Below are 23655 nucleotides of genomic sequence, written 5' to 3'. Positions count from 1 at the left end.
GTCGAACTGACGTGTCCTCCTCGGGGCGGAGCGAGGGGTCAGCAGCGCAGGACCACCGTGCGCAGGGTGTCCAGGGCGGCCGGCGGGTACGGCGGCCGGGGCGGCGCGGGCGTGACGAGGCCGCGAGGGGCGGCGGGGGCCGGGGCCGGGCGGGGTGCCGCGGCACGGCGGGCGGCGGCCCCGGTGGGACGCAGGGCGTCCAGGGCGTCGTACTCGACGATCTCCGCGGCGGCCACCGGTGCGGGCGCGCAGACCGCGGTGGGTGTGCCCGGTACCAGGACGGCGAGCAGCAGCACGAGGACCCGCAGCCAGGAACGGTGGCGCGGGAGGTTTCTCGCGGTGCTGCTCATGGCTGGTCATCTGCCCCCGACACGCCCGGCGTTCAGCACACCGGGCGGGAGGACCGCCCGTTCGGAGCAGTGCCCGGCACGGGCTCACACGGTGCGGGGGACCCGTTCGGCCCGGCCCCGGATGCGCAGCCCGGTGACGATCTCGACGACGCCGACCACCACCAGCCAGATGCCGCCCACGAGGGTGAGGACGGCGACCGACTCGAAGGGGGCGTCGATCAGGACGACACCGGCGACGAAGGTCACGATCCCGAGGAAGATCTGCCAGCCGCGCGCGGGCATGCCCCGGTCGGAGACGGCGGCCAGCGTCTGGGTGATCCCGCGGATCAGCCAGCCGATGCCGATCCACAGCGCCAGCAGCAGGATCGACTGCATCGGGCCGCGGAAACAGAACAGGCCGAGCAGGACCGACAGGGCGCCGCTGACGAACGCCAGCACGCGCAGCGAGGTCGCCCGGTGGGTGCCGAAGGCGGCGACGAGCTGGAAGACCCCGCTGACGACGAGGTAGACGCCGAAGAGGACGCCGGCCGCGAACAGGGAGGCGCCCGGCCAGACCAGGACCAGGATCCCGAGGACCAGCGACGCGACCCCGGTGAGCAGGACGACCTGCCAGGCGGCGCGGGACAGGGCGTGCAGCGGCCCCTCGAACGGCGGTTCGGGCTCGTGCCGGTACGGCGCGGCGTGCTGGGCGGTGTGCTGGGCGTGGACCCTGCGGTCGTCGTACTCCGGGCCCCAGGGGGTGCCGGCGGGTGGCTCGGTCATGTGCCCAGCTCAGGCCCCGCGGAGGCGGCCCGCCACCCGGGGCGGACCGCCCGGCTTACCCCTTCGCCGCCCCGGCCGCCCCTGCCGCCGCGTCCGGCCCCTGCCGCCGCGTCCGGCCCCTGCCGCCGCGTCCGGCCCCTGCCGCCGCGTCCGGCCCCTGCCGCCGCGTCCGGCCCCTGCCGGGGCGCGCGCACCCCGCCCCTGCGGCCCGGCCCGGTGACGTCGGCGACGGACCGGAGGGACTCCGCCCCGCCCGTCATCCGCCCCTGCGGCCCGGCCCGCGCGTCACCCGGCCTGCCAGTACCCCAGCGCGTGCGTCCTTTCCTTCGGGACCGCCAGGTCCTTGCGGACGTACGCCGACAGGGTCCGGGTCGTCCGGGTGTCGCAGGCGATCCAGACGTACGGGTCCGGGGTGGCTGCCAGCAGGGCGGGCAGTTCGGTCCTCACGCGGTCCACCAGTTCCGTACGGGGGGTGCGGCGGAGGTCGTGCCGGGACGGGTCGGTGCGGAAGGGGAGGCCGTCCCCGTCGCCCTCGAACCAGATCGTGGCCGGTGCGGGGCCGAGGGCGTCGAGGAGGGAGTTGATCGCGGGGAGGGAGGCGGGGTCGCCGATCGCGAGGAGGCGGGAGGGGGCCGGGGCGGGCCGGGCGAAGCCCGTGCCCTGGACGGTGGCCTCGATGGTGGCGCCGGGCCCGGCGGTCCGCGCCCAGTCGCCGGCGGCGCCCTCGTGCAGGGCGAACTCCAGGGAGAAGGTGCCGGCCGCCGGGTCGGGGTCGACCAGGGTGTAGGCCCGCTGGTGCGGCCTGCCCGCGTTGGTGAACCAGAGCCGTACCCACATCGTCGGGTGGACGCCGGTCGTGGCGAGCAGCCCGCCGTCGGTGAGGTGGAGCCTCCGGTAGTGCGGGGTGACGTCCTCGGCCCCCGTGACGGTGAGGGTGAAGTCCTTCGCCCGCATCAACTTCAGGACCGCGCCCTCCCAGCCCCTCCCCTGCGCCATGCCCCTTCACCTCTCGCGTACGATTCCTGCACCGATTGATTAGGTGAGCCTAACCTAAATGCGAGAAGGGTCCCAGGGTGACGAGCGAGACGGACGGAGCCGCCCGGCGGACGGACGGAGCAACCGGGGCCGAGGCCGGCGCCGAGGCCGAGGCCGAGCCCGGTACCGGAGCCGGAACCCGGGCCGAGCCCGGGACCGGAACGGGTGAGATCTACCGCGACACCTGGGGCATTCCGCACCTGCGGGCCGGCGGCGTCCTCGCCCTCGCCCGCCTCCAGGGCCGGGTCACCGCCCGCGACCGCGCCTGGCAACTGGAGGTCGAGCGGCACCGCGCGCGGGGCACCTCGGCGTCCTTCCTCGGCCCGGAAGCCCTCGCCTGGGACCGCTTCGTCCGCCGCGCCCGCCTCGACGACACCGCCCGCCGCTGCTTCGCGACCCTCCAGGCGAGCGACCCGGAGACCGCCGCCTGGGTACGGGCGTACGTCGACGGAGTCAACGAAGGGCTGCGCCCGACCCCCGAGTTCACCCGCGTCGGCCTCGCCCCCGGCCGCTGGGAGCCCTGGACGCCGCTGGCCGTCTGGCTCTCCACCCACATCCTGTTCGCCGGCTTCCCCGCCAAACTGTGGCGCGGGGAGGCCGCCCACCACCTCGGCGAGGACGCCGTCGGCCTGTTCGCCACCGACGGGCCCGGCACCTCCGGCAGCAACGGCTGGCTGGTCAGCGGCGACCGCACGGTCACCGGGCAGGCCGTCATCGCCGGCGACCCGCACCGTTTCATCGAGGACCCCGGCGTCTACCAGCAGATCCGGCTGGCCTGCGACGAGTTCGACGTCGTCGGACTCGCCGTGCCCGGCGTCCCCGGCATCGCCCACTTCGGACACACCGGCACGGTCGCCTGGGCCATCACCAACGCCATGGCCGACTACCAGGACCTCTACCGCGAACGCCTGCGCCGCACCGGCGCCGGCGTCGAGGCCCTCGGCCCGGACGGCACCTGGCGGCGGGTCGAACGGCACACCGAACTCGTCCGGGTGGCGGGGGAGGAGACCGTCGAGGTCGAGGTGCTGGAGACCGGACGCGGCCCGGTGATCGCGGGCGGCCCCGAGGGCCTCGACGGCAAAAGCCCCGGCGGCACCGACGACGGCACCCCCCTCGCGCTCGCCCTGCGCCACCCGCCCCGCGTCACCGGCGACCTCGGTTTCTCCGCCCTGCTCCCCCTGCTGCGGGCCCGCCGGGTCGCCGACGTCGACCGCGCCCTCGACCTCTGGGCCGAGCCGGTCAACGTCGTCCAGGCCGCCGACACCGAGGGCGGCCTGCTGCACCGGGTCGCGGGCCGCGTGCCCGTGCGCGCGCGGGCCAACCGCATCCGCCCGGTGCCGGCCTGGGAGCCCGGCCACGAGTGGACCGGCTGGCACGAGATGCCCCGCGCCGGACTCACCGACGGCGTCGCCGTCATGGCCAACCAGCGAGGACCGGCCGCCGGCCTGGGCGTCGAGTTCGCCCCGCCGCACCGCGCCGACCGCATCCGTGCGCTGCTCGGCCGACGCCGGCAGTGGTCGTCGTCCGACATGCCGGCCATCCACACCGACACCCACCTCGCCTCCGCCGCACCCCTGCTGGACCACCTGGCCGCCCTCGACGGCCTGACCCCCGCGGCGGCCGGCCTGCGGGCGCGGCTCCTGCGCTGGGACCGCCGGATGGACGCGGACAGCCGGGAAGCGGCGCGGTTCGCGGCCGTGCGCAGCGCGCTCGTGCGCCGCCTCGCCGCCGAGCCCGCCTTCGCCGCCCTCACCACCCCGCCCGCCTACCCCGAGGTTTTCCTGCCCTGGCTGGCCCTCGTCCCCCGCATCGGCTACGCCCTCGAACACCTCCTGCGCGCCGGGGAGCTGTACGGCATCGACCGGCCGAAGCTGGTGAGGGAAGCCCTCGAAGAGGTCGCCGGGCAGCCGGCCGCCCGCTGGGGCGACACCCACCGCCTCGCCCCGTGGCGGGCCCTGCCCGACCCCGCCGGGGAAGCCCCCGCCCTCTCCGGCGACCACGACTGCGTGCTGTGCACCTCCGCCGTGCCCGGCTGGACCGACCTCGCCGCCCGCGGGCCGGCCGCCCGCTACGTCTGGGACCTCGCCCGTCGCGAGGACAGCCGCTGGATCGTGCCCCACGGCGCCTGTGGCCACCCCGACAGCCCCCACCACCACGACCAGCTCCCCCTCTGGCTCACGGGCGAGCTGGCCCCGGTCGTCACCGACTGGGCGCACCTGACGAAGGAGAACGATGACTGACGTGAACGTCCGCTACGTCCACGTGGAGGAGACCGAGGGCTTCGGCACCGTCCGCATCCGGCCCCTCGACGCCGAGGCCGACGCGGCGGTCGTGCACGGCTGGGTCAGCGAGGAACGGGCCGTGTTCTGGGGCATGAACGGCCTGACGAAGGACCAGGTCGCCGACGTCTACGCCCACCTGGCCGGCCTCGACACCCACCACGCCTTCCTCGCCGAGCTGGACGGCGAGCCCGTCGCCGTGCTCCAGACGTACGAGCCGTCGCAGGACCGGGTCGGCGAGTGCTACCAGGTCGAGCCCGGGGACATCGGCGTCCACGTGCTGCTCGCGCCCGCCGGGGAGCGGGGCGCCCGGCCGGGCTGGTCGTCGGCGCTGATGGACGCGTTCGCGGCGTACGTGCTGGTGGGGCTGGACCGGCGGCGGGCGGTGGTCGACCCGGACGTGCGCAACGAGAAGGCCCTCGCGCGCTTCCTCCGCCAGGGCTTCGAGGCCGGACCGGTGGTCACCCTCCCGGAGATCGACCTGCCGGACGTGTACCTGCCGGAGAAGACGGCCCGACTCGCCTTCCTCAGGCGGGAGGTAGCCTTCCCCGGGTGACCCCCGAGGACCTCGTCGCCCACTACGGTCTGGAGCCGATCCCCCGCGAGGGCGGCCTGTTCCGCCGCACCTGGACCGGACCCGGACTGCCGGACGGCACACCCGCCGGAACCGCGATCGTCGCCCTGCTCACCGCGGACGACTTCTCCGCCCTGCACCGCCTCCCCGGCGACGAGATCTGGCACTTCTACCTCGGCGACCCGCTGGAACTGCTGCTCCTCGCCCCCGACGGCACCTCCCGCACGGCCGTGCTCGGCCCGGACGTCCTGGGCGGCCAGCACCCGCAGCTCACCGTCCCCGCGCGCACCTGGATGGGCGCGCGGGTGACGCCCGGCGGCGCCTGGGCCCTCTTCGGCTGCACCATGGCCCCCGGCTTCACCTACGCGGCCTACGAACACGGGGACGCCGCCACCTTGACGGCACGTCACCCGGACCGGGCCGCCCACATCGCGGAACTGTGCCGTCCGTGACCTCGCCGGCGGTCGCGGTCGCCCGGCTCGGCCGCCCCGAGGACGTCGGCGACGCCTGCGTCCTCCCCGCCTCCCCGCACGCCTCCCGGATCACCGGACACGACCGGGTGGACGGCGCGGTGCCGGCCCGCCCCGCGAGGTGAGCAGGACAGCCTCACGGTCCGTACGTATCTCCAGGCACGGGAGTCCAGTCCGGAGTACGGAGCGGTGACGTGGTCGAGGGGCGCGATGGCGTGAACGGGCGTGATGACGTGAACGGGCGCGGTGGCGTGGCCGTCGGCCGCGGTGGCGGGCGACGGCGCGGTGCACGGGGCGGCCGGGGCGGAGGCGCCCGGCGGTGGCGGGGGCTGGTGCTGCTCGGCACCACCCTGCTCCTGCTCCTCCTCGGCAGCGCCGGCCAGGCGTCGGCCCACGCCGCCCTCCGCGACGCCGACCCCGCCGACGGGTCCGTCCTCACGACCGCTCCCCGCAGCATCACCCTGACCTTCACCGAGTCCGTCGGCCTGATCGACGACACCTTCCGCGTCTTCGACCCCCGCAACGGGCGCGTCGGGACGGGCGAGGCACAACACGCCGACGGCCGGTCCGACACTGCCCGCGTCACCCTCCCGGCCAAGCTCGGCACCGGCACCTTCACGGTGGCCTGGCGGGTGGTCTCGGCCGACAGCCACCCCATCGCCGGCGCCTTCACCTTCTCGATCGGCGCGCCCTCCCCGACCCCGCCCGCCCTCCCCGGCGGCACCGGTGGTTCCGTCGACGATCCGGCCACCGCAGGCCTGCACAAACTCGGCCGCTGGCTGGCGTACGGCGCCGCCGCCCTGCTCATCGGGACGGCCGCCTTCGTCGCCCTGTGCCGCCCGCCGGACGTCCGGCCGCTGCGCGGGCTCCTCGTGGCCGGCTGGTGGACGTCCACCGCGTCGACGGTCCTGCTGCTCCTGCTGCGCGCCCCCTACGAGACCGGCGCCGGCCCCGCGCAGGCCCTCGACCCCACCGGCCTCACCCGGACCCTCTCCGGCCGGCCCGGCATCGCCCTGGCCGCCCGGCTGCTCCTGCTGGCCGGGGCCGCCGTCCTGCTGCTCCGCCGACGCGGCCGCGAACGGCCCACCCGAGCGACCCTCGCCACCGGCCTGGTCCTGGCCGTGGGCCTCGGCCTGACCTGGGCCGCCGCCGAACACGCGTCGGCCGGCATCCAGGTCCCGGCCGCGATGGCCTCCTCGGTGCTGCACCTGCTGGCCATGGCGGTGTGGCTCGGCGGCCTCACCGCCCTGCTCACCCTGCTCCGCCACGACACCCTCCCGGCCGCCGTGGCCGCCCGCTTCTCCCGGCTCGCCGCCACCTCGGTCACCGTCCTCGCGGTGACCGGCGTCTACCAGGCCTGGCGCGGCCTCGGCACCCTCGACGCCCTGACGGACACGACGTACGGCCGGACCCTCCTGGCCAAGCTGGGGGCGGTGGGCCTGCTGCTCCTGGCGGGCGCCTGGTCGCGGCGGTGGACGGGACGGCTGGTGAGAACGGAGGCGGCACGCACGCGCGTGAAGGAGGCGGAGACGCCGGATGAGGAGGAGGACGGGACGAAGGACGGGACGAAGGCGATGGTGAAGGCGAAGGTGAAGGTGAAGGAGACGGTGGCTGCGAAGACAGAGGCGACGGCGGCGGCGAAGGTGGCGGCGGTGGTCGGCGCTCCGGCGAAGGAGGGGGTGTCGGGGCGGACGCCCGCGCAGGCCCCCGCCCCGTCGGACGGGCCCCCGTCCCCGTCCGACGACGGCACCCCTCTCGCCCCGGCCCGCACCCCGGTCGAGGAGGCGTACCGCCGAGCCCTGCGCCGGTCCGTCCTCGCGGAGGTCGCGGTCTCCGTCGTCGTCCTGGGCCTCACGACCGTGCTGACGGGCACCCTCCCGGGCCGGGCGGAGGCGGAGGCGGCGGCGTCCGAGCAGTCGATCGGGCTGCCCGTCGCCTCCGTGACCAAGGTCCCCTTCGACATGAGCGGTCCGGGCGCCCCCGGCGCCCGCGGCAGCGTGCAGATCACCCTCGACCCGGGCCGGGTCGGCGAGAACTCGGTGCAGGCCGTGGTCTACGGCTCCGACGGCGGCTTCGCCACCGTCCCCGAACTCCGCATGTCCTTCAGCCTCCCGGGCCAGGACATCGGCCCGCTCGACGCGAAGCTCACCGACCGGGGCGGCTACTGGGCCGCCGACGCCGTCAACCTGCCCCTCCCCGGCACCTGGGAGATGAGCGTGACCGTACGCGTCTCGGAGATCGACCAGGTGACGGAGACGACGCCGGTGCGCATCGCCCGCTGATCCGCGGACCCGTGCACACCGCGGGCGCGATCGCCGAACGCGGCCTCCCCGGGGCCCGCCGCTTCGTCCACGAGCCGTCCCCCGCCCACTTCGTGGAGGGCGGCGGCCCGGAAAGGCCCTGCGCGCCCTGGCCGAGTCTCTCCCCTCGTCCCCTCGTCCCCCCGGCCCCCGGCCGCCCCCGTCATTCGGGCAGGAGGTCCATGACGCCGTGGATGCGGGAAAGGGGGAAAACGCGCTCGTCGCCCCCGTCGCCGAAGCCCGCAGGCGGGGCACGGAAGTGGTCATCGGCGCACTCACCGCCATCGAAGCGGTGCATCACCTCACCGGGGGAGCTCCCGAGAACCAACCGGGACGGAAACCGGGACGGACAACGTCGAAGGGCCCCACCGCGAACGGTGGGGCCCTTCGGCATCGTGCCCGGTGAGGCACTGGCGGAGGATACGAGATTCGAACTCGTGAGGGGTTGCCCCCGACACGTTTTCCACATGTTCGTCCGGGGGTTCGGCGGGGGACGGGGCGTTCCGACCTGCGGTGAAGCGGATCGTTCAGTGATGTCCGGACACAGCTGAACGTGGGTGAACGCGAGCAGAACCGGGACCTCGAGGTGACGAGTGGGCAGCTCACGTCGTTCGGTGGGTGCTGTGTCCCAGGCTGAATTCCTACTTGTTTGATAATGTCGCTCCCATGGGCGAGATTCCTTACAGCGTCGGTGAAGGGCCAGCCACCAGAGTCAGCCTCTCCCTCCCTGAGGGGACGGCGGAGGCGATCCGCCGACGGGTCGGCAAGCGTGAGTTCTCCGCGTTCATCACCGAAGCGGTGGAGCGCGAACTGCGCGGTCAGATCCTGGACGAGTACCTGGCCGACTACGAACGCCGTCAGGGGCCTATCTCCGAGCAGGAGCAGGAGCGGGCACGCCGGGTCTTCGACGAGGTGTTCGCCGAGGAGGGGCAGTGGCCCGCCGCAAGCTGAGTCACGAAGGCACCCTCGTTCTCGACTGCGAGGGCCTGTCGAAGCTCGTCAGCGATCACGAGCCCGTCGTCGCCCTCGTCGCCGAAGCCCGCAGGCGGGGCATGGAGGTGGTCGTCAGCGCACTCACCATCATCGAAGCGGTGCATCGCCGGACCGACAAGGCGCGGCTCGCCTGGGTCCTGTCCGGCGTGCGGATCGTGCACATCGGCGACGAGGAGGCCAAGGCCGCCTCAGCCATACTGATCAACGCCGGACTGCATGGTCACAAATACGCCATCGACGCCGCCGTGGCCGAGACGGCGCTGCGGCAGCGCCGCCCGGTCGTCATGCTCACCTCGGACATCGACGACATGACGAAGCTCTGCGGCGACAGGGTGCGCCTCGTCGCCGTGTAGTCGATGCCCAAGACCCGAACGCCGGGGACGGAAGGCCGATCCGTACGTCCTTGCCCGAGCGGGGCGGGACCGGCTGACCGGTCGGTAGCACCCAGGGCCGTGAACGGCTGCGAGGCCGGACGCTTCGTCGTCTTTCATGGTGCCGTGAGGTGCGGCAACCGCGGCTCGGCGTCGTCCGGCGTGAAACGGGCAGGGGCGAATTCCGTGGCGGACCGAAGTCCGAGCCACTCCAGCATGGCGTGGTGTTCTTCATGCGCCGGGTCGGCGAGGATCACTTTGAGATCGCTGCAGCCGCCGCCGCAGTCCTCGGGCGGGCACGCCCCGGCACCGCCCACACGGTGCGGATGGTGAAGCCCGGCTGTGGCCGTCTGGAACCGCTCCACGGTGATGAGGTGCTCCCATGGGGGAGCCGTGGGAGGAATTCGGGGCGGCGCCCAGCACGGGGACGCGTCTGTCGCAGTTCTCTGGACCGTCCGACACGCGTCAGGAGCACCGACAGATGCAGGCCGTTCGCTCAGGTCCGCACCGATCCGATCACTGCAGCTGAGACCAAAACTGAGACCACGCACGACGAAGGGCCCCACCGCGAACGGTGGGGCCCTTCGACATCGTGCCCGGTGAGGCACTGGCGGAGGATACGAGATTCGAACTCGTGAGGGGTTGCCCCCAACACGCTTTCCAACTGTCCGCGTGGCTGTCCAGAAGCGTTCGTACGGGTTCGCGCGGCAGGTCAGAGCGGGTGCGCGTACGGCGGTGAACGGTGGCGGCCGTCAGCGCACTGGACAAAGACCAGGACAACGGTGGATGCCAGGGTCACTCAGACAAGCGCGGAGAACGTCCCTCCTGCTGGCGGGACTCGCTGCGATGTGGTCGCCCAGACGTCGGTCCCGTCCAATGCGCCGAGCCCAGCTCGGCATAGGTGACGGAACAACTGGGCAAGGAATCACCCACAGCAGTGACCGATCCGTGACTGAACGTGTAGTTCGCAAGCATCACTCTGGTACCTAACCTAGGGTCGAGGGGGAGGTGGGTTGCGTGTCCGTTCGTGTTCAGGTGGAGCCTGCGCTTCTGCGCTGGGCGGTGGAGCGGGCTGGCTGGTCGGCAGCAACGATCGCTAAGCGGGCACCGCATTTTGGCTCGTGGGTTAACGGCAGTGTGCGCCCAACGCTCAAGCAGTTGGAGAACTTCGCCAACGCGACGCACGCTCCAATCGGCCTGTTGTTCCTGCCTAGCCCTCCCGATGAGCCTGTGCCCATCCCTGACATGCGGACAATGGGCAATCGATCGATAACCCGCCCATCCGTAGATCTACTCGACACCATTTACTCTTGCCAGTCGCGACAGGAATGGTATCGGGACTATGCGCGCACGCACGGCTATCCAGACGTCGCATTTGTTGGCTCGGCCAGACTTTCGGACGATCCTCAAAATGTAGCTGCCCAATTGCGTAGCATGCTGCGTTTCGAGATTGCGGACCGCACTCCTTTCCCGTCATGGAAAGAGGCGTTGCGTGGACTGATTGACCGCATCGAAAATGCTGGTGTGCTTGTCATGGTGAATGGCATCGTGGGCGTTGATACTCACCGGAAATTGAACCCGAAGGAGTTTCGCGGGTTCGCGTTGGCTGATCCGATCGCGCCGCTTATTTTTGTGAACGGAGCGGACACTAAAGCTGCCCAAATCTTCACGATGGTGCACGAGTTGGCCCATGTTTTTCTGGGTGAGAGCGCTCTTTCGGACGCCGCTCTGGCGAAGCAGACGGATAACGATGCGGAACTGTGGTGCAACCGCGTAGCGGCTGAGGTGCTTGTCCCCTTGGTTGACCTTCGCCGAGAGTACCGTGGAGACCCGACGGTTGCTGAACTAACCCGCCTCGCTCGCCGATACCGGGTAAGTACACTCGTGGTGTTGAAGCGCATCTTCGATGCGAAGTTTTTGAGGTGGGACGACTACCAACAGCGTTATGCGGCAGAGCTGAGCAGGGTGATGGCGCTGCTCAGGGCTGGGGAAGCGACTGGCGGCGGAGACTTTTACAACGTTCACCCCTTGAGGCTTAGCCGACAGTTCGCGCGTGCGGTCATCACTGACACGCTCGAAGGGGGAACGCAGTTCAGAGACGCGTATCATCTGCTGGGTACTAAGAAGCACCAAACGTTCCAGAATCTCGTTGAGAAAATCGGAGCCGCTTGATGTTCCTAGTTGACTCCAACGTGCTCATCGAAGCGAAGAATCGCTACTACGCTTTCGATATAGCACCCGGATTCTGGACGTGGCTTGACTACGCCCACAGCAACCATATCGCCTGCAGTATTGAGCCTGTGCGGGACGAGTTGTTCGAAGGGGATGACGAACTGTCTCGATGGGCTAGAAGTCATTCAGATTTCTTTCGCCCGATCGACGCAGTCGCCACCTCGCACTTCACTCCGCTTACTGTGTGGGCGCAGTCAAAGGGGTACACGGCCGCAGCGCTCACTGAATTCTTGACTAAGGCCGCAGACTTCTTCTTGGTCGCCTACGCAACGGCCCATGGCCACACACTGGTGACTCACGAGCAGCCACGACCAGAATCTAGAAAACGCGTACTCATCCCAGATGCTTGCAGAGCTATGGGTGTCACCTATGTGAACACCTTCATGATGCTTCGAAGCACCAATGCGCGGCTTGACCTCCAGCTTCCAGCGGCTTCTTAGCTCTCACCAACCTGGGGAAATCACCACTGGCAGAAGGCGACGGATGCGTCGTCCCCTGACTTGTAGCGCGGCCACCGCTTTCCTGTCGGGTCCAAGGCTTCGACTTTTCGGACGGTATCAATCAGCTCGCGCGGTCCCCCAGCTCGGAGCATGGTAAAGACTTCGGACCACGTCGCCATGGCGTACTCGGTGACGAGACGCGAAGCGCCATCGGACAGGACCGCTGCGGCGCGAACATCCTCGGTGGGGGTGCTGCCGACAACGGCGTGTGCTGCCGCTTCTGCGTCGGAGGCCGCGACCCAATAGCCGGTGGGCGTGTTCCGGGTCTGTCGCTGCGCGGTGACGAGCCGGCGGAGCGCTTCCTGATGCTCCGCCGTGTGCGTCTCGTACCGCTCGACTTCCGCCCGTAGCTCGGGAAGGACGTCGTCCACCCGTAGGTCAGTGAGCACCGTGAAGTCCCGGGCCCCTTCTAGCACGATGGGCGAGTCCGCCAAGACCAGGTGGTCAAGGAACCCCTGTCGCTCCCGGAGGATCGCCACCGTGGCCGACGGCGTTCCCGGGTTGCCGAGATCGCATTCAGGATGCAGCGCCGCCACCCGTTCGAGAGCACCTGCCAAACCGGCTGTCAGTGAGGTGCCCGGGTCTGCCAGTCCGGCGATTAGGTGGCTGCCGAGATGCGCCACGTACCAGGGCACGCCGTGGCGGCATCCGGTGTCCAGGCCCGCCGTGCTGAGTCCGTCCAGCACAACGGCGAGAGTCGGTGTGCCGGCCACCCAATCCTCGTTGGGGGCCACTCCACCGGGTTGGGTGTCGATCGCGACGCGCATGCTCAGCCTTCGTGTCGGTACAGCGGGGTGACGCGACGACTCTCCAGCACTTCGAGCGTCTTCGGGTCGTAACGGCACGAAATCAGGGTGGAGAAGCGGCGCGTGCGAACCTCTCGGTAAAGCTCTGCCAGGTTGTTTTCCAGGAAGTGAACGACCCCGTTCGCTCCGATGGCGTGGATTCCAGCGATATAGAGGAACGTCCCCTTCCCGTCCAGACGGGGGAGCCGTCCCAAGTACCCGACGTCGCCAGCCGACCCGTCCTCGTCCTGAGGGGACCGGTACTCCTTCCCCGCCACCTGGTCCACCAGGTGCCACACACTGTCCTTGGCAAACCGAAGGTTGTCGTCACCTTCGAGCACCTGCGCCACGATCGGGGAGAGGCGGGGGCCACAGACCACGACGTGGTTGTCGCGGTTGAGGTTCACGATCCCGGTTGGCGGAATCACCTCGTACTGAGTGTCTAGTTTCATGCCGCCCAACAGCTTCCGAAGGTGCTCGAAGTTGTTGAGGTCTTCCCGGGCGACTACCTCGTTGGGACGCTGGTCTGGAGTCTTTCCGGCTTCGTACTTGCCACCAAGCGACACCGTGACCAGGTCAGTGCCGAAGAAGGCGCGCTCAGGCGGCGGGCCGGCGGACGCGAGCTGCCCCACGCGCCCCCGACTGACCCCGAGTCGTTTCGCAATCTCCGCTTGGGTCATGCCCGCTGCCTGAGCCTCTTCGATCGCTTCCCGGCGGATGCGCGAGAGCTCGTTCACGTGGCTCTGGTACCGCGCCATCAGGTCGATTGCGGCTTTGGCGCGGTCAACGGGGTCCGTGATCCCAGAGACCTTCTCCATGTCGTTCTGCACGTCTCTCCCAACGTCGCCTAGGGGGGCTATCAGACTCTACCGCGAGAGGGGGTTGCGCGCAGTCTCGGGTTTGCCTACCGTACCTATCAAGCGAGATGGCAAGCCCCCCTAAGCAACACGAGGGCGGCCTTGTTGTCGCTGCTTGACCTGCACAAACAGCGTCCGGAGGAAAGCCCGAAGGGGTGAGTACAAAGCGAGCGCCTGCGGTTTGAGAACTCAACAGCGTGCCTGGGAGGCCGTCCCTCCCCTGACAGCAAGAGGACGGATGTGTACGGGTGCGCCCCGTACGCGACTGCATGACCCACCAGCCCCGGACCCGCCGTACGCGGGAGCCGCGACGGCGCCGGATCGGATCCGGCCCGGGGCACTGGCCCGCCGCTTCCTGCGGTGCTGGCCCTGATTGCCGGTGCGGCGTACTCCCGGACAAGGACAACGCGCCGCCCGGTCTCCCTCCCGACGTTGCAAGAGGAGAGATCCATCATGCGTATGCGCACGTTCGTCGCCGGCCAGGAAGCGCACGGCGACTTCGAGTTCGCGGAACTGGCGCTCGGTATCGACGTCGACCTGTTCCGGGGCCCGCTGGACTCCGAGACGGACGACGAGCGGGCCGCCCGCGAGGACGCGGCCCGTGACGTCCTCGCCGACCTGCGGGCGGAGGCGGGCGCCGGTGACGAGATCGCCGGTTGGGACGCCCTGTACGCCGACGCGCTGACCCGCACGGTGCCGTTCCTGCGGTCCGTTCGCGGCCTGCGGGCGGGGACGGGGGAAGCGGCGTGAGCGAGTCCCGCAAGCCTCTGACCAGGGTTCAGATCGGTGTGCTGTCGGCCGCGTTCGTGCCCATGCTCGCCACGGGCGTGGTCGGCGGTATCGGCACCTACAGCAACATCGGGCACGCCTACGGCACCGGTACCGCGCTCGGTGCGCTCGGTGCTGGCGAGGGCGCCACGGCCGTGCTCGCCCTGGTCCTGCTGGGACTGACCATGCTGGGCCAGTCCTCGCCCCGCGTCGTCCGGGCGGGGCTGTGGGCGTTGCCGGCCGCCGCCGCCGTCATGGGCGCGATGGCCGCGCCGGACCCGGGCCGCACGGTCGTCTACGCGCTGACCCCGATGGGCATGTCCGTCTCGGCTGAGGGTATGGCGTTCCTCGCCCGCCGGATCGTCGTCCACACCGACGGCCGCGACGCCGAGAACGAGCGGCGCACCGCCGACATCGTTCAGGCCCTCGCCTACCACCGGGCGCGCGCCGCCCACCACCCGGTGAGCCGGGTCAGGAAGCGGTCCGATCGGGCGTCGTGGCGTCTGGCCCGCAAGGTCGGGGCCGGAGACGCGGCACTCGGATCGAGGCTGCTGGACGTCCAGCGTGACCGCATCACCGACGGCGCGAACGCGGCCCTCGCCTCGATGTTCGGCACCGCCGCCCCGACTCTTCCCGCAGTCACAAATGCGGAGGAATCGACCGGAAGTAGTCGAGAACGGTCTACCTCTGACCTGCCCGTATCGACCCCGACCACGGTCGTCCTGACGCGGCTTGCGGTGCCCGACCCGGCGCCGGTCGACCTCGGCAAGTCGGGCACCGGCATGAAGCCGATTCCCGCCGTCTCCCCGACGGCGCGGCCGGTCCCGATCGCCCCGGTGCCCGCCCGCTCGGTCCCGGCCGCGTCGACCGCGCCGCGTCGGGCGACGGGCCGTGTCCCGGTCGCCGCCAAGTCGACCCGCACCCGCCGCACCCCCGAACAGCTCATGGCGGAAGCGCGCAAGGCAACGGCCGGACTGGCAGACGCGGAGGTGACCGGGGAGGGCATCCGCCGGGCCCTGCGCACCTCGCCCGCGAACGCCCGCATGCTGCGTGACGCCCTGCTCGCCGAACGTGCCACCGGGGCGGTGGCGCCGTGAGCACCCTCGCCGCTCTCGTACCTGCCCTGCCGCCTGTCATCGGGTGGGCGGTCCACGCCCGGTTGCTGCACAGCCGGCTGACCACGGCCCGCCGTGACCCGCTCACCGGGCTGTGGACCCGGGACGCGTTCACCCGGCGGGCCCGCCGCCTGATGCGCGACCCGCGCGCCGTGGTCGTGCTGGCGGACGTCGACCACTTCAAGCAGATCAACGACCGCTTCGGCCATGCGGCTGGTGACACCCTGCTCGCCACGGTCGCCGCCCGCCTCGCCCACGGCACCACCCCCGGCGGGGTCGTGGGACGGCTCGGCGGGGACGAGTTCGCCGCCGTCGTCGTCGACCGCGACGGCACGATGGCCGACCGGCTTCACACCCTCGCCCGCGTCCTCGCCCGGCCGGTCGACACCGCCCCCGACGTGCACACCACCGTGTCCCTGGGGTGGGTACGGGCTGGCGACCACCCGGGCGAGGACCTGTCCGCGCTGCTGCGCCGCGCTGATGAGGCCATGTACGCAGCCAAGCGGACCGGCTGGCCCCGACGGGCCCGTCTAGGGAGGCTGCTCGGGTCGGTGGCCGGACGCCGTCCCGGACGGCGCGGCGCGGCATGAGCACGCTGCCCGTCTACCGGTGGCACCTCGCCCCGGACGGCTACGCCACCCGCCGCCAACTGCGGGCCCGCGACCTGCGCCCCGGCGGGCAGGGCGTGGCCGCTCAGCTCGAACGGCCGCGCCGCCGCCGGGGCCCGCTGGTCGCCTACCTCTACCGGGTCGACCTGGCCAAGCCGGTCCGCCCCATGACCCCGGCGAGGTGGGCGGCGCTCGCCAAGGCCAACACCGCCCGCCGCACGTGCCCCGCCTGCCGGCGCGATGCCGGATACGTCATCCCCACGTCGCTCGGCACCTGTGTGCCCTGCGCCTACCCCGACCCGGACGGGTCCGAAGGGAACACCTGACATGGGCAACTCCGAGATCCGCCGCCTGGACCGCGAGATCGAGAAGGCCACGAAGAAGCTGGAAGCGGTCCGCCGGGGTGAGTGGTGGCCGCTGAACGCCAGCGAGCGCCGCGCCATGGCCCGCGCCCTGGCCGGCGGCGCCTACCAGATCACCCGGGGCCGCAGCGCCGCCCGCTCCGAGCAGCGACTGGACACCACCGGCACGGCCGCCGAGATGCGGCTGAACGCCGAGCTGACCGCGCTGCACGGCGAGCGGCAGCGGCTCATCACCGAGGCGGCCCGCGCCAAGGCCGCCAAGAAGTCGTCCGGCTGGTGGTGACCAGCCCAACCCCTCGCACGCTGGGGTGGCCGCTCTTTCCACGGACCCGGCCACCCCGGCTCTCTCCCTTACTCCCGCCCCCTGTGGGGGCAGTCAGGAGCAGTTCCAGCATGTCCGAGAACGTCGTTCACCTCCACAAGCCCACCGACCCCCCGGCCGACGACACGGCGCCCACGGTGCTCACCGTCGTGCCCGACTCCCCGCCCGCGCCGCCCGTGCCCCTGTGGGTGCGCTCCGGGCGCGCGGTGAAGACGGCCGTCACGCACGAGAGGACCAGGGCGACGGGCCGGGCCCTCGCCCGGCACTCGTCCTACACGTTCAACGGCGGGCGGATCGTGGCCCGCCGCGCCTGGGACGGCAAGACCGGCTCCCGCTACGAGCGCATGATCCGCGCGGCGGAAGCCGCGGGGAACCTGGAAGCGGCGGAGGAGTGGGAGGAGCGCCTGACGCGCTTCCGCGCGGCCCGCCACCACCGCCGCATGGACCTGCTCCACTCGCCCGTGGACGCGGCCAAGGGCGTCGGGGTCGGGGCCGGGATAAGCGTCGGTGTGCTGGTCGCCCTCGGCGTCGTCATGGCGATCAACTCGGGCGAGGTGCGGGACGTCATCACGCCGCTGTCCGCGACCATCGACTTCATCGCCCTGCTGATCCGCATCGTGCAGATCGTCTGGGGCCCGGCCCTCACCATCGGCCCGTTCCTCGCGCTGCTCGCCCTGTGGTCGGTCGGCCGCAAGCAGCACGCCGCACCCGCCTGGGCCCTCCCGGCCAACGTTCGGTCGGGTGAGGGTGAGCCGATCACCCCGTCGATCGTGGTCAAGGCCCTGCGCGACCTCGGCATCGCTCCTCTGAAGAACGCCATCAAGGAGATGGGCGACGCCGGCGCGTCCATGCTCGGTCCGATCCGGATCGCCGGATGCGGTGTCGAGGTGGACGTCACGCTTCCGTCCGGGGTGGCGACGGACGAGGTGCAGAAGCGGCGCAGGAAGCTTGCCGAGAACCTGACTCGGCACGAGCACGAGGTGTTCATCACCATCCCGGAGGCGGCCCGCACGGTGCGGCTGTGGATCGCTGATTCCGGGGCGCTGGACGAGCCGATCGGCCCGTCCCCGCTGGTCACCGACGAGGCGATGACCGCCAACTACAAGACGGGTAAGGCCCCGTGGGGGCAGGACCTGCGCGGCGACGCCGCCACGATCAGCCTCTATCAGCGGCACCTGCTGGTCACCGGTCTGTCGAACCAGGGCAAGACCGCCGCCCTGCGCGCGCTCGCCCTGTGGCTGGCCCTGGACAAGTCGGTGCAGTTCTGGATCGCGGACCTGAAGGGCATCGGCGACTGGGCGATGTTCGAGGGCATCGCGCAGGTGCTGATCGAGGGCCCCTCCGATGACCACGTCATCCAGGCGACCGAGATGGTCGAGGACGCGGTGGAGGAGATGAACCGGCGGATCGAGGCACGCCGTCAGGACCCGAGCATCGTGTTCGAGCCCCTGGTCGTGGTGGTGGACGAGGCGCAGTTGGCGTTCATGTGCCCGGTCGTGGGCGAGGACAAGCGCCCGTACGGCGGGTCCAAGGCCACGTCCCGGTACTTCATGGCGGTCCGCAAGATTCACAACCAGGGTCGTGCGGTCGACGTGCTGATGTGGCAGGGCACCCAGGACCCCACCGACCAGAACCTGCCCAAGCTCGTGCGGGAGGGCGCGCACACCCGTGCCTCCCTCGTGCTGGGCACCGAGTCGCAGGCCCGGATGGCGCTGGGCGACAAGGCCGTGGACGGCGGCGCCGCCCCGCACCTGCTGCGCCAGGGCCTGGACAAGGGAACCCTGGTCGTCGCCTCCGACGGCATCGAGATCCCCGCCGGGCAGGCGTCCATCACGGTGCGGACCCACTTCATCGACGACGAGCCGGCCGCCGAGGTCGCCGACCGGGCCAAGGCCCTGCGCGACGGCGTCGCCACCCTGCGCGTGGTCGACCAGGGCGAGACGCGCGACGCGCTCGCCGACGTCGCCGCCGTCCTCGGCGACACGCCCCGGCTGCGGACCAACGAGGTCCTGAAGCGGCTGCACGCGCTGGACCCGAGCACCTACGGCGACCAGTGGACCAACGACCGACTGAAGCGGCTGCTGGAGGAGCACGGCGAGGAGCCGAAGAAGTCGCACGGGGTCATGGTCATCCACCGCGATCACGTCCTGCGGGCGCTCGCCAACCGCGACGCCGAGGGTTCCGCTTCCGCCGCCGAGTAGCGGGGAGGCACGGCCATCCGGCCCGGGGAGGCGGGGAGAACTCCCCAACCGCCTCCCCGGGCCGCCTCCCCCGCATTGATCAGCGAAAACATCGTTTCGGGGAGGCGGGGAGGCGCCCCAGGTCAACCCCCTGAAACCCCCTCCACAGCCGTCCCGGCAGGGGGTGTCCCTGCCTCCCCAACCGAGCACCGGAAGGGATTCCGCATGTACCCCGAGCACACCGACCGGACGCCCGCCGTACGGGCCCCGGAAGTCCACCGACCCACCCCCCTCACCCCGGCCGCGCCGTACGCGGCGCCCCTTATGCCGGTGCAGCCCGGCACCGTCCCGGCGGTCGCGTCCGTCGTCCTCCCGGACGGCCGTGTCGTCACCGGCTACGCCGTCGCCCCCATGCAGCCCGAACCGGTCGTCGCCAAGCCGGCCGTCTCCCGTGCGGCGGTGAACGTCGCCCTCGGGGGCGTCGGGTTCCTCGCCGTGTGCGGCGGGCTGCTGCTGCTCACCACCTTCATCACCGCTCTCACCGCTCTCATCACGCAGCTCATCACCCTCGCCGCCGTCGTCTTCGGCGGATGGATCGCCGTGCAGATCTTCGGCGGACGCGGCCACGGCGAGGGCGGGACGACGGTCAACATCCGCAAGGCCGTCATCAAGCGCAACAAGTTCTACGGCTGACAGGAGACAGACACCCATGCTTAGGCTGCGTATCTGGCGTACCGCGCTGCCCCGCAACCGGCTGATCCTGACCGACACGCCCCGCCCGGACTGCCGCGACTGCGAGGGCGCTGGCGGCATCGAGCACGACTACGGCGACTACGAGACCGGCGAGTGGGCCGGTACCGAGTGGGAGTTCTGCGAGTGCTGGACGTCGTGGTCCGTGACCCTGCTGCCGCTCCCGCGCCGGCCCCGGTGGCTGCGTCGCCGCGACGTCGGCCGTGACCCGTGGAGCCCCGGCGGCTACAGCGACGAATCGCCCTTCTAGCTACGCCCGAGGGCGGCGACTCCCGGACAAGGACAACCGCCGCCCTCGGTCTCCGTATCCCGACGTTGCAGAACAGGAGACCTACAGCATGACCGAACTGCGCGTTTTCGGCGAGGACCCCTCGGTCCTGGCCACCCGATCGGGGCGGATGTCCCGGCCGTTTCTGCTGGATCTGTTCTCGTGCGCCGGTGGTGCCGCCATGGGCTATCACCGGGCCGGGTTTGCGGTGGACGGCTGCGACATTGCCGACCGCTCGAACTACCCCTTCCCCTACCACCGGGGTGACGCCCTCGCCTACCTCGCCCACTTGATCGCGTCGGGCGACATCGAGCGGTACGCGTTCGTCCACGCGTCCCCGCCGTGCCAGCACGGATGCGCGCTGACGGTGGGCACCAACGCCTCGCAGGGGTGGGGCGGCACGCACGTCGACCTGGTCGCCCCAACCCGTGACCTCCTGGACAGGACCGGCCTGCCGTACGTGATCGAACAGCCCAACGGCCGCGCGAAGATCCGCAAGGACCTGACGCTGTGCGGAGAGATGTTCGGGCTCGGGGTCATCCGTCACCGCAACTTCGAGTTGGGCGGCTGGACGGCCGCACAGCCCGCGCACGTCCCGCACCGGGGCCGCGTACGCGGCTACCGGCACGGCCGCTTCTACGACGGCCCGTACGTCGCCGCATACGGCAACGGCGGCGGCAAGCCCACCGTCCCCGAACTCCAGACGGCCATGGACATCACGTGGACCGATGTGCGCGAGGAACTGACGGAGGCGATCCCGCCCGCCTACACCGAGCACATCGGCCGCGCCTACCTCGCTGGCACGGCGACGCTGGGGGCGGCGGCATGACCGTGACGCCTGAACCCCTGCGGGTCGCCCTCGCCCTCGCGGCGGCCGGTGTCCCGGTTTTGCCCCTGAGGGCGGGCAAGGTCCCGTTCGGCAACTGCCGCACGTGCAAGGACAACGCGTGCGGCGGACGGCCCCACATGAAGGCGGCGGGCCCCTGCCGGTGCCCCGCGCCGTGCCACGCGTGGGCCGCCGCGACCACCAACCCGCATGTCCTCACCTCGCCCGTGTGGGCCCCGGTGTGGCGTGCGGCGGTGGCCGTCGCCTACCACCCCGGCGGGGCCGGGATGACGGTCGTCGACCTGGACAACGCGGCGGCCGTCGCATGGGCCCGCGCGACCCTGCCCGCCACCCGTACCGTGCCGACGACGCGGGGCGAACACTGGCTCTACCAGGGCGCCATGCCGTCGTCGAACGCGGTCCGCCCCGGTGTCGACGTCAAGTCAGCGATGCAATACGCCCGTTGGCTTGGTCCTGGGACGGGCCGTATGGCCGTTCTCCCGGCGGCCGTGCGCGCCCTGGTGGTGAAGGAAGACACCACCCCCGCCCGGGGGGAGGTGGCATCTTCCCTGCCCGCCCCCTGGGGCCGGTCGGTGGCCACCGGGTGCCGCCACACCGAGCGCTACGTCCGTACCGGCCTGGAACGTGGCCTCGCCCTCGTACGGGCCCGCACCGAATCCGGCGCCGGATCACAGGCGTTCGGTGTCGCCCGGTTCCTCGCAGCACAGCACGCCGGGTGCCCGGGACCGTGCGGCCTTGAGGCCATCGGCGAGGAGATCGTGGCCGCCGCCGTCTCGGTGGGCGTCCCGGAGACCTACGCCCGCCGCGCGGTCGTCAACGGCCTTGAGACGGCTGTGGAGCGCGCGGCATGAACAAAGCATCCCGAACCCCCTCGAACGGCCCTCAGGGCGCCGTACAGGGCCCGTCACGGCCGACCGTGGGCGAACCGAAGGTCGCCGCCCGCAAGGGCGTCCTTTCTGCCGTTGGTTCTGACCCGCACACGGTCACCGTCACCGTCACCGGCATCACCCCGGGGCTACAGATCCAGTGCGAGGGCGTACCCGTCGCGGACTGGCTGTGCGCGTGCGGGCATCACGAACGCGCCCGGGGCCGTGCCGCCGTCATCAGGCTGACCGCCCGCGTCCGCGTCGGAGTCTGCCCGCACACCGCCCCCGCCGAAGGGAGGGCAGCAGCATGAACGCACAGCCTGTGGACAACGACCTGTGGGCCGGACTGCCCACCCTGGAAGAACCGCCGGGCGAGGATGACGCGGCACCGGACGTGTGGGAGGACCCCATTCCCCTCACCGGCCGCCGTGAGCGTCCGACGTTCCCCGCTCACGTCCTCCCCGCCTGGCTGGGGGAGTTCGTGGCGGCCGTCGCGCAAGAGACACAGACCCCGGTCGACCTCGCCGGATCCGTCGCCCCCGCCGTGCTCGCCACGGCGGCCGGCGGCCGGTCCGTGGTCCACGTACGCGGTAACTGGCGTGAGCCGACCAACCTCTACACCGTGGTCGCGCTCCCGCCTGCCAACCGCAAGTCCGCCGTCTTCGCACTGCTGACCAACCCCCTCTATGAGGCTGAGAAACAGCTCAAGACAGCCATGCAGCCCTTGATCGTGGAAGCGGAACTGACGGCGAGGTTGGCCAAGGAAGCGGCGGACAAGGCCGCCGCCAAAGCCGCGTCCGCCGACGGCGACAAGCGAGGTGAGATGGTGGCCACCGCCGTCGGCCTCGCGCAGACGGCCGACACGCTCACCGTCCCTGCCGAACCGGTGCTGCTGGCGGACGACTCGACACCCGAGACGGTCACCTCGCTCATGGCGGAACAGGGCGGCCGGCTGTCGGTGATGAGCGCCGAGGGCGGCATCTTCGACATCATCGCCGGCCGCTACTCCGGGGCCCCCAACATGGAAGTCTTCCTGAAGGGGCATGCCGGGGACCGGCTGAGGGTGAACCGGCAGACCCGCCGCGAGTACATCGACGCCCCCGCGCTGACCATCGGCCTCGCCGTACAACCGGACGTGCTGCGCGACATCGGCAAGGTGAAGGGGTTCGAGGGACGCGGACTGCTCGCCCGCTTCCTGTACTCCCTGCCGGTGTCCACGGTCGGTGAACGCGAGATCATCACCGCCCCGGTCCCCGAGCAGACGGCCGCCACGTACACCGCCCGGGTCATCGACCTCACCCTGTCCCTGGCGGAGTGGACCGACCCGGCCGTCATCCAGCTCACCCCGGAAGCGGACGCGGCCCTGATCACCTATCAGAAGCGCATCGAACCGCAGCTCAAGGCACGCGGCGGCAAGCTGGGCCACATCTCCAACTGGGCCGGAAAACTCGCCGGGGCCACCGCTCGCATGGCCGCACTGCTGCACCTCGCCGAACACGGCGGCAACGGCTACGCCCACCCGGTCACCGAAGACACCATGCGCGCCGCTGTCGAGCTGGGGGAGTACTACACCGCCCACGCCCTCGCAGTGTTCGACGTCATGGGCGCAGACCCGGTCCTGTCCCGCGCCCGCAGCGTGCTGGAAGCGCTGAGGGACAACCGGTGGGAGGACGTCAGCCGGAGGGACGTCTTCACCGTCCTGTCCCGCAGCGAGGTGCCCACCGTCGCCGATCTCGAACCCGCCCTCGCGCTGCTGGAAGACCACGGATACCTGCGGTCCTACCAACCCGAGCGCACTGGCAAGCGCGGACGCCCCCCGGCGCCCCGCCTACTCGTCCACCCCGTGCTGTGGCGGGGCGGCCGGTGACACCCGGCCGCACCCTCAACCACTCCCGCACAAACCGCAAAATCGCAATAACCCCCGGACACCCCCGCTGACCTGCGGCGGGACCGCGAGCCCACGGCGGAGCGGGGCCCCGCCGCACAATCCCGCGATATTCCGCAAAAAACCGAGCGTCACCCTGCCCACCGGGGTCGGCCACCGGCCGCCCCTGATTTTTG

General features: G+C 71.4%; 27 protein-coding genes. 21 read left to right on the top strand and 6 right to left on the bottom strand.

What is annotated here, in order from left to right; all coding sequences use genetic code 11:
* Window positions 1-38: 38 nt before the first annotated feature.
* The 3 genes from ACIP5W_RS05600 to ACIP5W_RS05590 all read right to left on the bottom strand — a co-directional run bounded on the left by ACIP5W_RS05600 (window position 39) and on the right by ACIP5W_RS05590 (window position 2108).
* A complete protein-coding gene (locus ACIP5W_RS05600; protein ID WP_401467187.1) occupies window positions 39-350 on the bottom strand; it encodes a hypothetical protein in 312 nt (103 codons plus the stop codon).
* An 84-nt stretch (window positions 351-434) separates the two neighbouring features.
* The gene (locus ACIP5W_RS05595) at window positions 435-1112 is read right to left on the bottom strand and encodes an HdeD family acid-resistance protein (RefSeq protein ID WP_401467184.1); all 678 of its coding nucleotides are present in this window, start codon (window positions 1110-1112) and stop codon (window positions 435-437) included.
* Window positions 1113-1397: 285 nt separating this feature from the next.
* Window positions 1398-2108, bottom strand: coding sequence for a siderophore-interacting protein (locus tag ACIP5W_RS05590; protein ID WP_401467181.1), 711 nt, complete (start codon window positions 2106-2108; stop codon window positions 1398-1400).
* A gap of 209 nt (window positions 2109-2317) precedes the next feature.
* Here ACIP5W_RS05590 and ACIP5W_RS05585 point away from each other — a divergent pair, with 209 nt between their 5' ends.
* From ACIP5W_RS05585 to ACIP5W_RS05555, 7 genes are all read left to right on the top strand, one after another.
* Window positions 2318-4387, top strand: a complete 2070-nt coding sequence (locus ACIP5W_RS05585; RefSeq protein ID WP_401467974.1) for a penicillin acylase family protein — start codon at window positions 2318-2320, stop codon at window positions 4385-4387.
* Entirely contained in the window at window positions 4380-4982 is a 603-nt protein-coding gene (locus ACIP5W_RS05580) for a GNAT family N-acetyltransferase (RefSeq protein ID WP_401467178.1), read from the top strand. The genes ACIP5W_RS05585 and ACIP5W_RS05580 overlap by 8 nt, the downstream gene beginning before the upstream one ends.
* Entirely contained in the window at window positions 4979-5452 is a 474-nt protein-coding gene (locus ACIP5W_RS05575; RefSeq protein ID WP_401467175.1) for a cupin domain-containing protein, read from the top strand. The genes ACIP5W_RS05580 and ACIP5W_RS05575 overlap by 4 nt, the downstream gene beginning before the upstream one ends.
* Window positions 5449-5595 carry a hypothetical protein gene (locus tag ACIP5W_RS05570; protein WP_401467172.1) on the top strand — a complete coding sequence of 49 codons (147 nt, stop codon included), beginning with the start codon at window positions 5449-5451 and terminating at the stop codon, window positions 5593-5595. The genes ACIP5W_RS05575 and ACIP5W_RS05570 overlap by 4 nt, the downstream gene beginning before the upstream one ends.
* 207 nt (window positions 5596-5802) lie before the next feature.
* Entirely contained in the window at window positions 5803-7752 is a 1950-nt protein-coding gene (locus tag ACIP5W_RS05565; protein ID WP_401467169.1) for a copper resistance CopC/CopD family protein, read from the top strand.
* Between the two features lie 684 nt (window positions 7753-8436).
* Window positions 8437-8721: a hypothetical protein gene (locus tag ACIP5W_RS05560; protein WP_360112596.1), complete on the top strand. Its 285-nt coding sequence runs from the start codon at window positions 8437-8439 to the stop codon at window positions 8719-8721.
* On the top strand, window positions 8703-9116 hold the full coding sequence (locus ACIP5W_RS05555) for a DNA-binding protein (RefSeq protein WP_401467165.1): 414 nt from the start codon (window positions 8703-8705) through the stop codon (window positions 9114-9116). Before ACIP5W_RS05560 ends, ACIP5W_RS05555 begins: the two co-directional genes overlap by 19 nt.
* A 134-nt stretch (window positions 9117-9250) precedes the next feature.
* Here the strand turns inward: ACIP5W_RS05555 and ACIP5W_RS05550 are convergent, their stop codons facing one another.
* Entirely contained in the window at window positions 9251-9685 is a 435-nt protein-coding gene (locus ACIP5W_RS05550) for a plasmid pRiA4b ORF-3 family protein (protein ID WP_401467162.1), read from the bottom strand.
* Between the two features lie 466 nt (window positions 9686-10151).
* Here ACIP5W_RS05550 and ACIP5W_RS05545 point away from each other — a divergent pair, with 466 nt between their 5' ends.
* Together ACIP5W_RS05545 and ACIP5W_RS05540 are read left to right on the top strand one after the other, a co-directional pair.
* Window positions 10152-11306, top strand: a complete 1155-nt coding sequence (locus tag ACIP5W_RS05545) for an ImmA/IrrE family metallo-endopeptidase (RefSeq protein WP_401467159.1) — start codon at window positions 10152-10154, stop codon at window positions 11304-11306.
* Complete coding sequence (locus tag ACIP5W_RS05540) at window positions 11306-11806, top strand: DUF4411 family protein (protein WP_401467156.1); 501 nt, start codon at window positions 11306-11308, stop codon at window positions 11804-11806. The genes ACIP5W_RS05545 and ACIP5W_RS05540 overlap by 1 nt, the downstream gene beginning before the upstream one ends.
* Window positions 11807-11826: 20 nt before the next feature.
* Here the strand turns inward: ACIP5W_RS05540 and ACIP5W_RS05535 are convergent, their stop codons facing one another.
* Together ACIP5W_RS05535 and ACIP5W_RS05530 are read right to left on the bottom strand one after the other, a co-directional pair.
* A complete protein-coding gene (locus ACIP5W_RS05535; RefSeq protein ID WP_401467153.1) occupies window positions 11827-12633 on the bottom strand; it encodes a hypothetical protein in 807 nt (268 codons plus the stop codon).
* A 2-nt stretch (window positions 12634-12635) separates the two neighbouring features.
* Window positions 12636-13481 carry a sigma factor-like helix-turn-helix DNA-binding protein gene (locus ACIP5W_RS05530; protein WP_401467150.1) on the bottom strand — a complete coding sequence of 282 codons (846 nt, stop codon included), beginning with the start codon at window positions 13479-13481 and terminating at the stop codon, window positions 12636-12638.
* Between the two features lie 486 nt (window positions 13482-13967).
* Here ACIP5W_RS05530 and ACIP5W_RS05525 point away from each other — a divergent pair, with 486 nt between their 5' ends.
* The 12 genes from ACIP5W_RS05525 to ACIP5W_RS05470 all read left to right on the top strand — a co-directional run bounded on the left by ACIP5W_RS05525 (window position 13968) and on the right by ACIP5W_RS05470 (window position 23461).
* Complete coding sequence (locus ACIP5W_RS05525; RefSeq protein ID WP_401467971.1) at window positions 13968-14258, top strand: hypothetical protein; 291 nt, start codon at window positions 13968-13970, stop codon at window positions 14256-14258.
* Window positions 14255-15373, top strand: coding sequence for a conjugal transfer protein (locus ACIP5W_RS05520; protein ID WP_401467147.1), 1119 nt, complete (start codon window positions 14255-14257; stop codon window positions 15371-15373). The genes ACIP5W_RS05525 and ACIP5W_RS05520 overlap by 4 nt, the downstream gene beginning before the upstream one ends.
* Window positions 15370-15981, top strand: a complete 612-nt coding sequence (locus tag ACIP5W_RS05515; protein ID WP_401467144.1) for a GGDEF domain-containing protein — start codon at window positions 15370-15372, stop codon at window positions 15979-15981. The genes ACIP5W_RS05520 and ACIP5W_RS05515 overlap by 4 nt, the downstream gene beginning before the upstream one ends.
* Entirely contained in the window at window positions 15978-16325 is a 348-nt protein-coding gene (locus ACIP5W_RS05510) for an RRQRL motif-containing zinc-binding protein (RefSeq protein ID WP_401467141.1), read from the top strand. Before ACIP5W_RS05515 ends, ACIP5W_RS05510 begins: the two co-directional genes overlap by 4 nt.
* Before the next feature lies 1 nt (window position 16326).
* Window positions 16327-16644, top strand: coding sequence for a hypothetical protein (locus tag ACIP5W_RS05505; RefSeq protein ID WP_401467138.1), 318 nt, complete (start codon window positions 16327-16329; stop codon window positions 16642-16644).
* A gap of 110 nt (window positions 16645-16754) precedes the next feature.
* Window positions 16755-18884, top strand: a complete 2130-nt coding sequence (locus ACIP5W_RS05500; protein WP_401467135.1) for an FtsK/SpoIIIE domain-containing protein — start codon at window positions 16755-16757, stop codon at window positions 18882-18884.
* 204 nt (window positions 18885-19088) lie between these two features.
* Window positions 19089-19556, top strand: coding sequence for a hypothetical protein (locus ACIP5W_RS05495; RefSeq protein ID WP_401467133.1), 468 nt, complete (start codon window positions 19089-19091; stop codon window positions 19554-19556).
* 16 nt (window positions 19557-19572) lie between these two features.
* Window positions 19573-19863: a hypothetical protein gene (locus tag ACIP5W_RS05490; RefSeq protein ID WP_401467130.1), complete on the top strand. Its 291-nt coding sequence runs from the start codon at window positions 19573-19575 to the stop codon at window positions 19861-19863.
* A 148-nt stretch (window positions 19864-20011) separates the two neighbouring features.
* Window positions 20012-20710, top strand: a complete 699-nt coding sequence (locus ACIP5W_RS05485; protein ID WP_401467968.1) for a DNA methylase — start codon at window positions 20012-20014, stop codon at window positions 20708-20710.
* Window positions 20707-21579, top strand: coding sequence for a bifunctional DNA primase/polymerase (locus tag ACIP5W_RS05480; RefSeq protein ID WP_401467127.1), 873 nt, complete (start codon window positions 20707-20709; stop codon window positions 21577-21579). Before ACIP5W_RS05485 ends, ACIP5W_RS05480 begins: the two co-directional genes overlap by 4 nt.
* On the top strand, window positions 21576-21905 hold the full coding sequence (locus tag ACIP5W_RS05475; protein WP_401467125.1) for a hypothetical protein: 330 nt from the start codon (window positions 21576-21578) through the stop codon (window positions 21903-21905). Before ACIP5W_RS05480 ends, ACIP5W_RS05475 begins: the two co-directional genes overlap by 4 nt.
* Entirely contained in the window at window positions 21902-23461 is a 1560-nt protein-coding gene (locus tag ACIP5W_RS05470) for a YfjI family protein (protein ID WP_401467122.1), read from the top strand. Before ACIP5W_RS05475 ends, ACIP5W_RS05470 begins: the two co-directional genes overlap by 4 nt.
* Window positions 23462-23655: the final 194 nt, after the last annotated feature.

Origin of the sequence: Streptomyces sp. NPDC088766, assembly GCF_044750845.1 — a bacterium.
Lineage (GTDB): Bacteria > Actinomycetota > Actinomycetes > Streptomycetales > Streptomycetaceae > Streptomyces.
The sequence above is the reverse complement of the archived record's forward strand: the minus strand, read 5'-3'. Positions and strand labels throughout refer to the sequence as shown.

Coding starts and splice junctions, on each gene's coding strand:
- ACIP5W_RS05510 (WP_401467141.1), top strand. CDS start 15,978: ATGAGCACGCTGCCCGTCTACCGGTGGCACCTCGCCCCGGACGGCTAC.
- ACIP5W_RS05535 (WP_401467153.1), bottom strand. CDS start 12,633: ATGCGCGTCGCGATCGACACCCAACCCGGTGGAGTGGCCCCCAACGAG.
- ACIP5W_RS05480 (WP_401467127.1), top strand. CDS start 20,707: ATGACCGTGACGCCTGAACCCCTGCGGGTCGCCCTCGCCCTCGCGGCG.
- ACIP5W_RS05590 (WP_401467181.1), bottom strand. CDS start 2,108: ATGGCGCAGGGGAGGGGCTGGGAGGGCGCGGTCCTGAAGTTGATGCGG.
- ACIP5W_RS05600 (WP_401467187.1), bottom strand. CDS start 350: ATGAGCAGCACCGCGAGAAACCTCCCGCGCCACCGTTCCTGGCTGCGG.
- ACIP5W_RS05540 (WP_401467156.1), top strand. CDS start 11,306: ATGTTCCTAGTTGACTCCAACGTGCTCATCGAAGCGAAGAATCGCTAC.
- ACIP5W_RS05470 (WP_401467122.1), top strand. CDS start 21,902: ATGAACGCACAGCCTGTGGACAACGACCTGTGGGCCGGACTGCCCACC.
- ACIP5W_RS05495 (WP_401467133.1), top strand. CDS start 19,089: ATGTACCCCGAGCACACCGACCGGACGCCCGCCGTACGGGCCCCGGAA.
- ACIP5W_RS05485 (WP_401467968.1), top strand. CDS start 20,012: ATGTCCCGGCCGTTTCTGCTGGATCTGTTCTCGTGCGCCGGTGGTGCC.
- ACIP5W_RS05490 (WP_401467130.1), top strand. CDS start 19,573: ATGCTTAGGCTGCGTATCTGGCGTACCGCGCTGCCCCGCAACCGGCTG.
- ACIP5W_RS05475 (WP_401467125.1), top strand. CDS start 21,576: ATGAACAAAGCATCCCGAACCCCCTCGAACGGCCCTCAGGGCGCCGTA.
- ACIP5W_RS05580 (WP_401467178.1), top strand. CDS start 4,380: ATGACTGACGTGAACGTCCGCTACGTCCACGTGGAGGAGACCGAGGGC.
- ACIP5W_RS05560 (WP_360112596.1), top strand. CDS start 8,437: ATGGGCGAGATTCCTTACAGCGTCGGTGAAGGGCCAGCCACCAGAGTC.
- ACIP5W_RS05525 (WP_401467971.1), top strand. CDS start 13,968: ATGCGCACGTTCGTCGCCGGCCAGGAAGCGCACGGCGACTTCGAGTTC.
- ACIP5W_RS05595 (WP_401467184.1), bottom strand. CDS start 1,112: ATGACCGAGCCACCCGCCGGCACCCCCTGGGGCCCGGAGTACGACGAC.
- ACIP5W_RS05500 (WP_401467135.1), top strand. CDS start 16,755: ATGTCCGAGAACGTCGTTCACCTCCACAAGCCCACCGACCCCCCGGCC.
- ACIP5W_RS05505 (WP_401467138.1), top strand. CDS start 16,327: ATGGGCAACTCCGAGATCCGCCGCCTGGACCGCGAGATCGAGAAGGCC.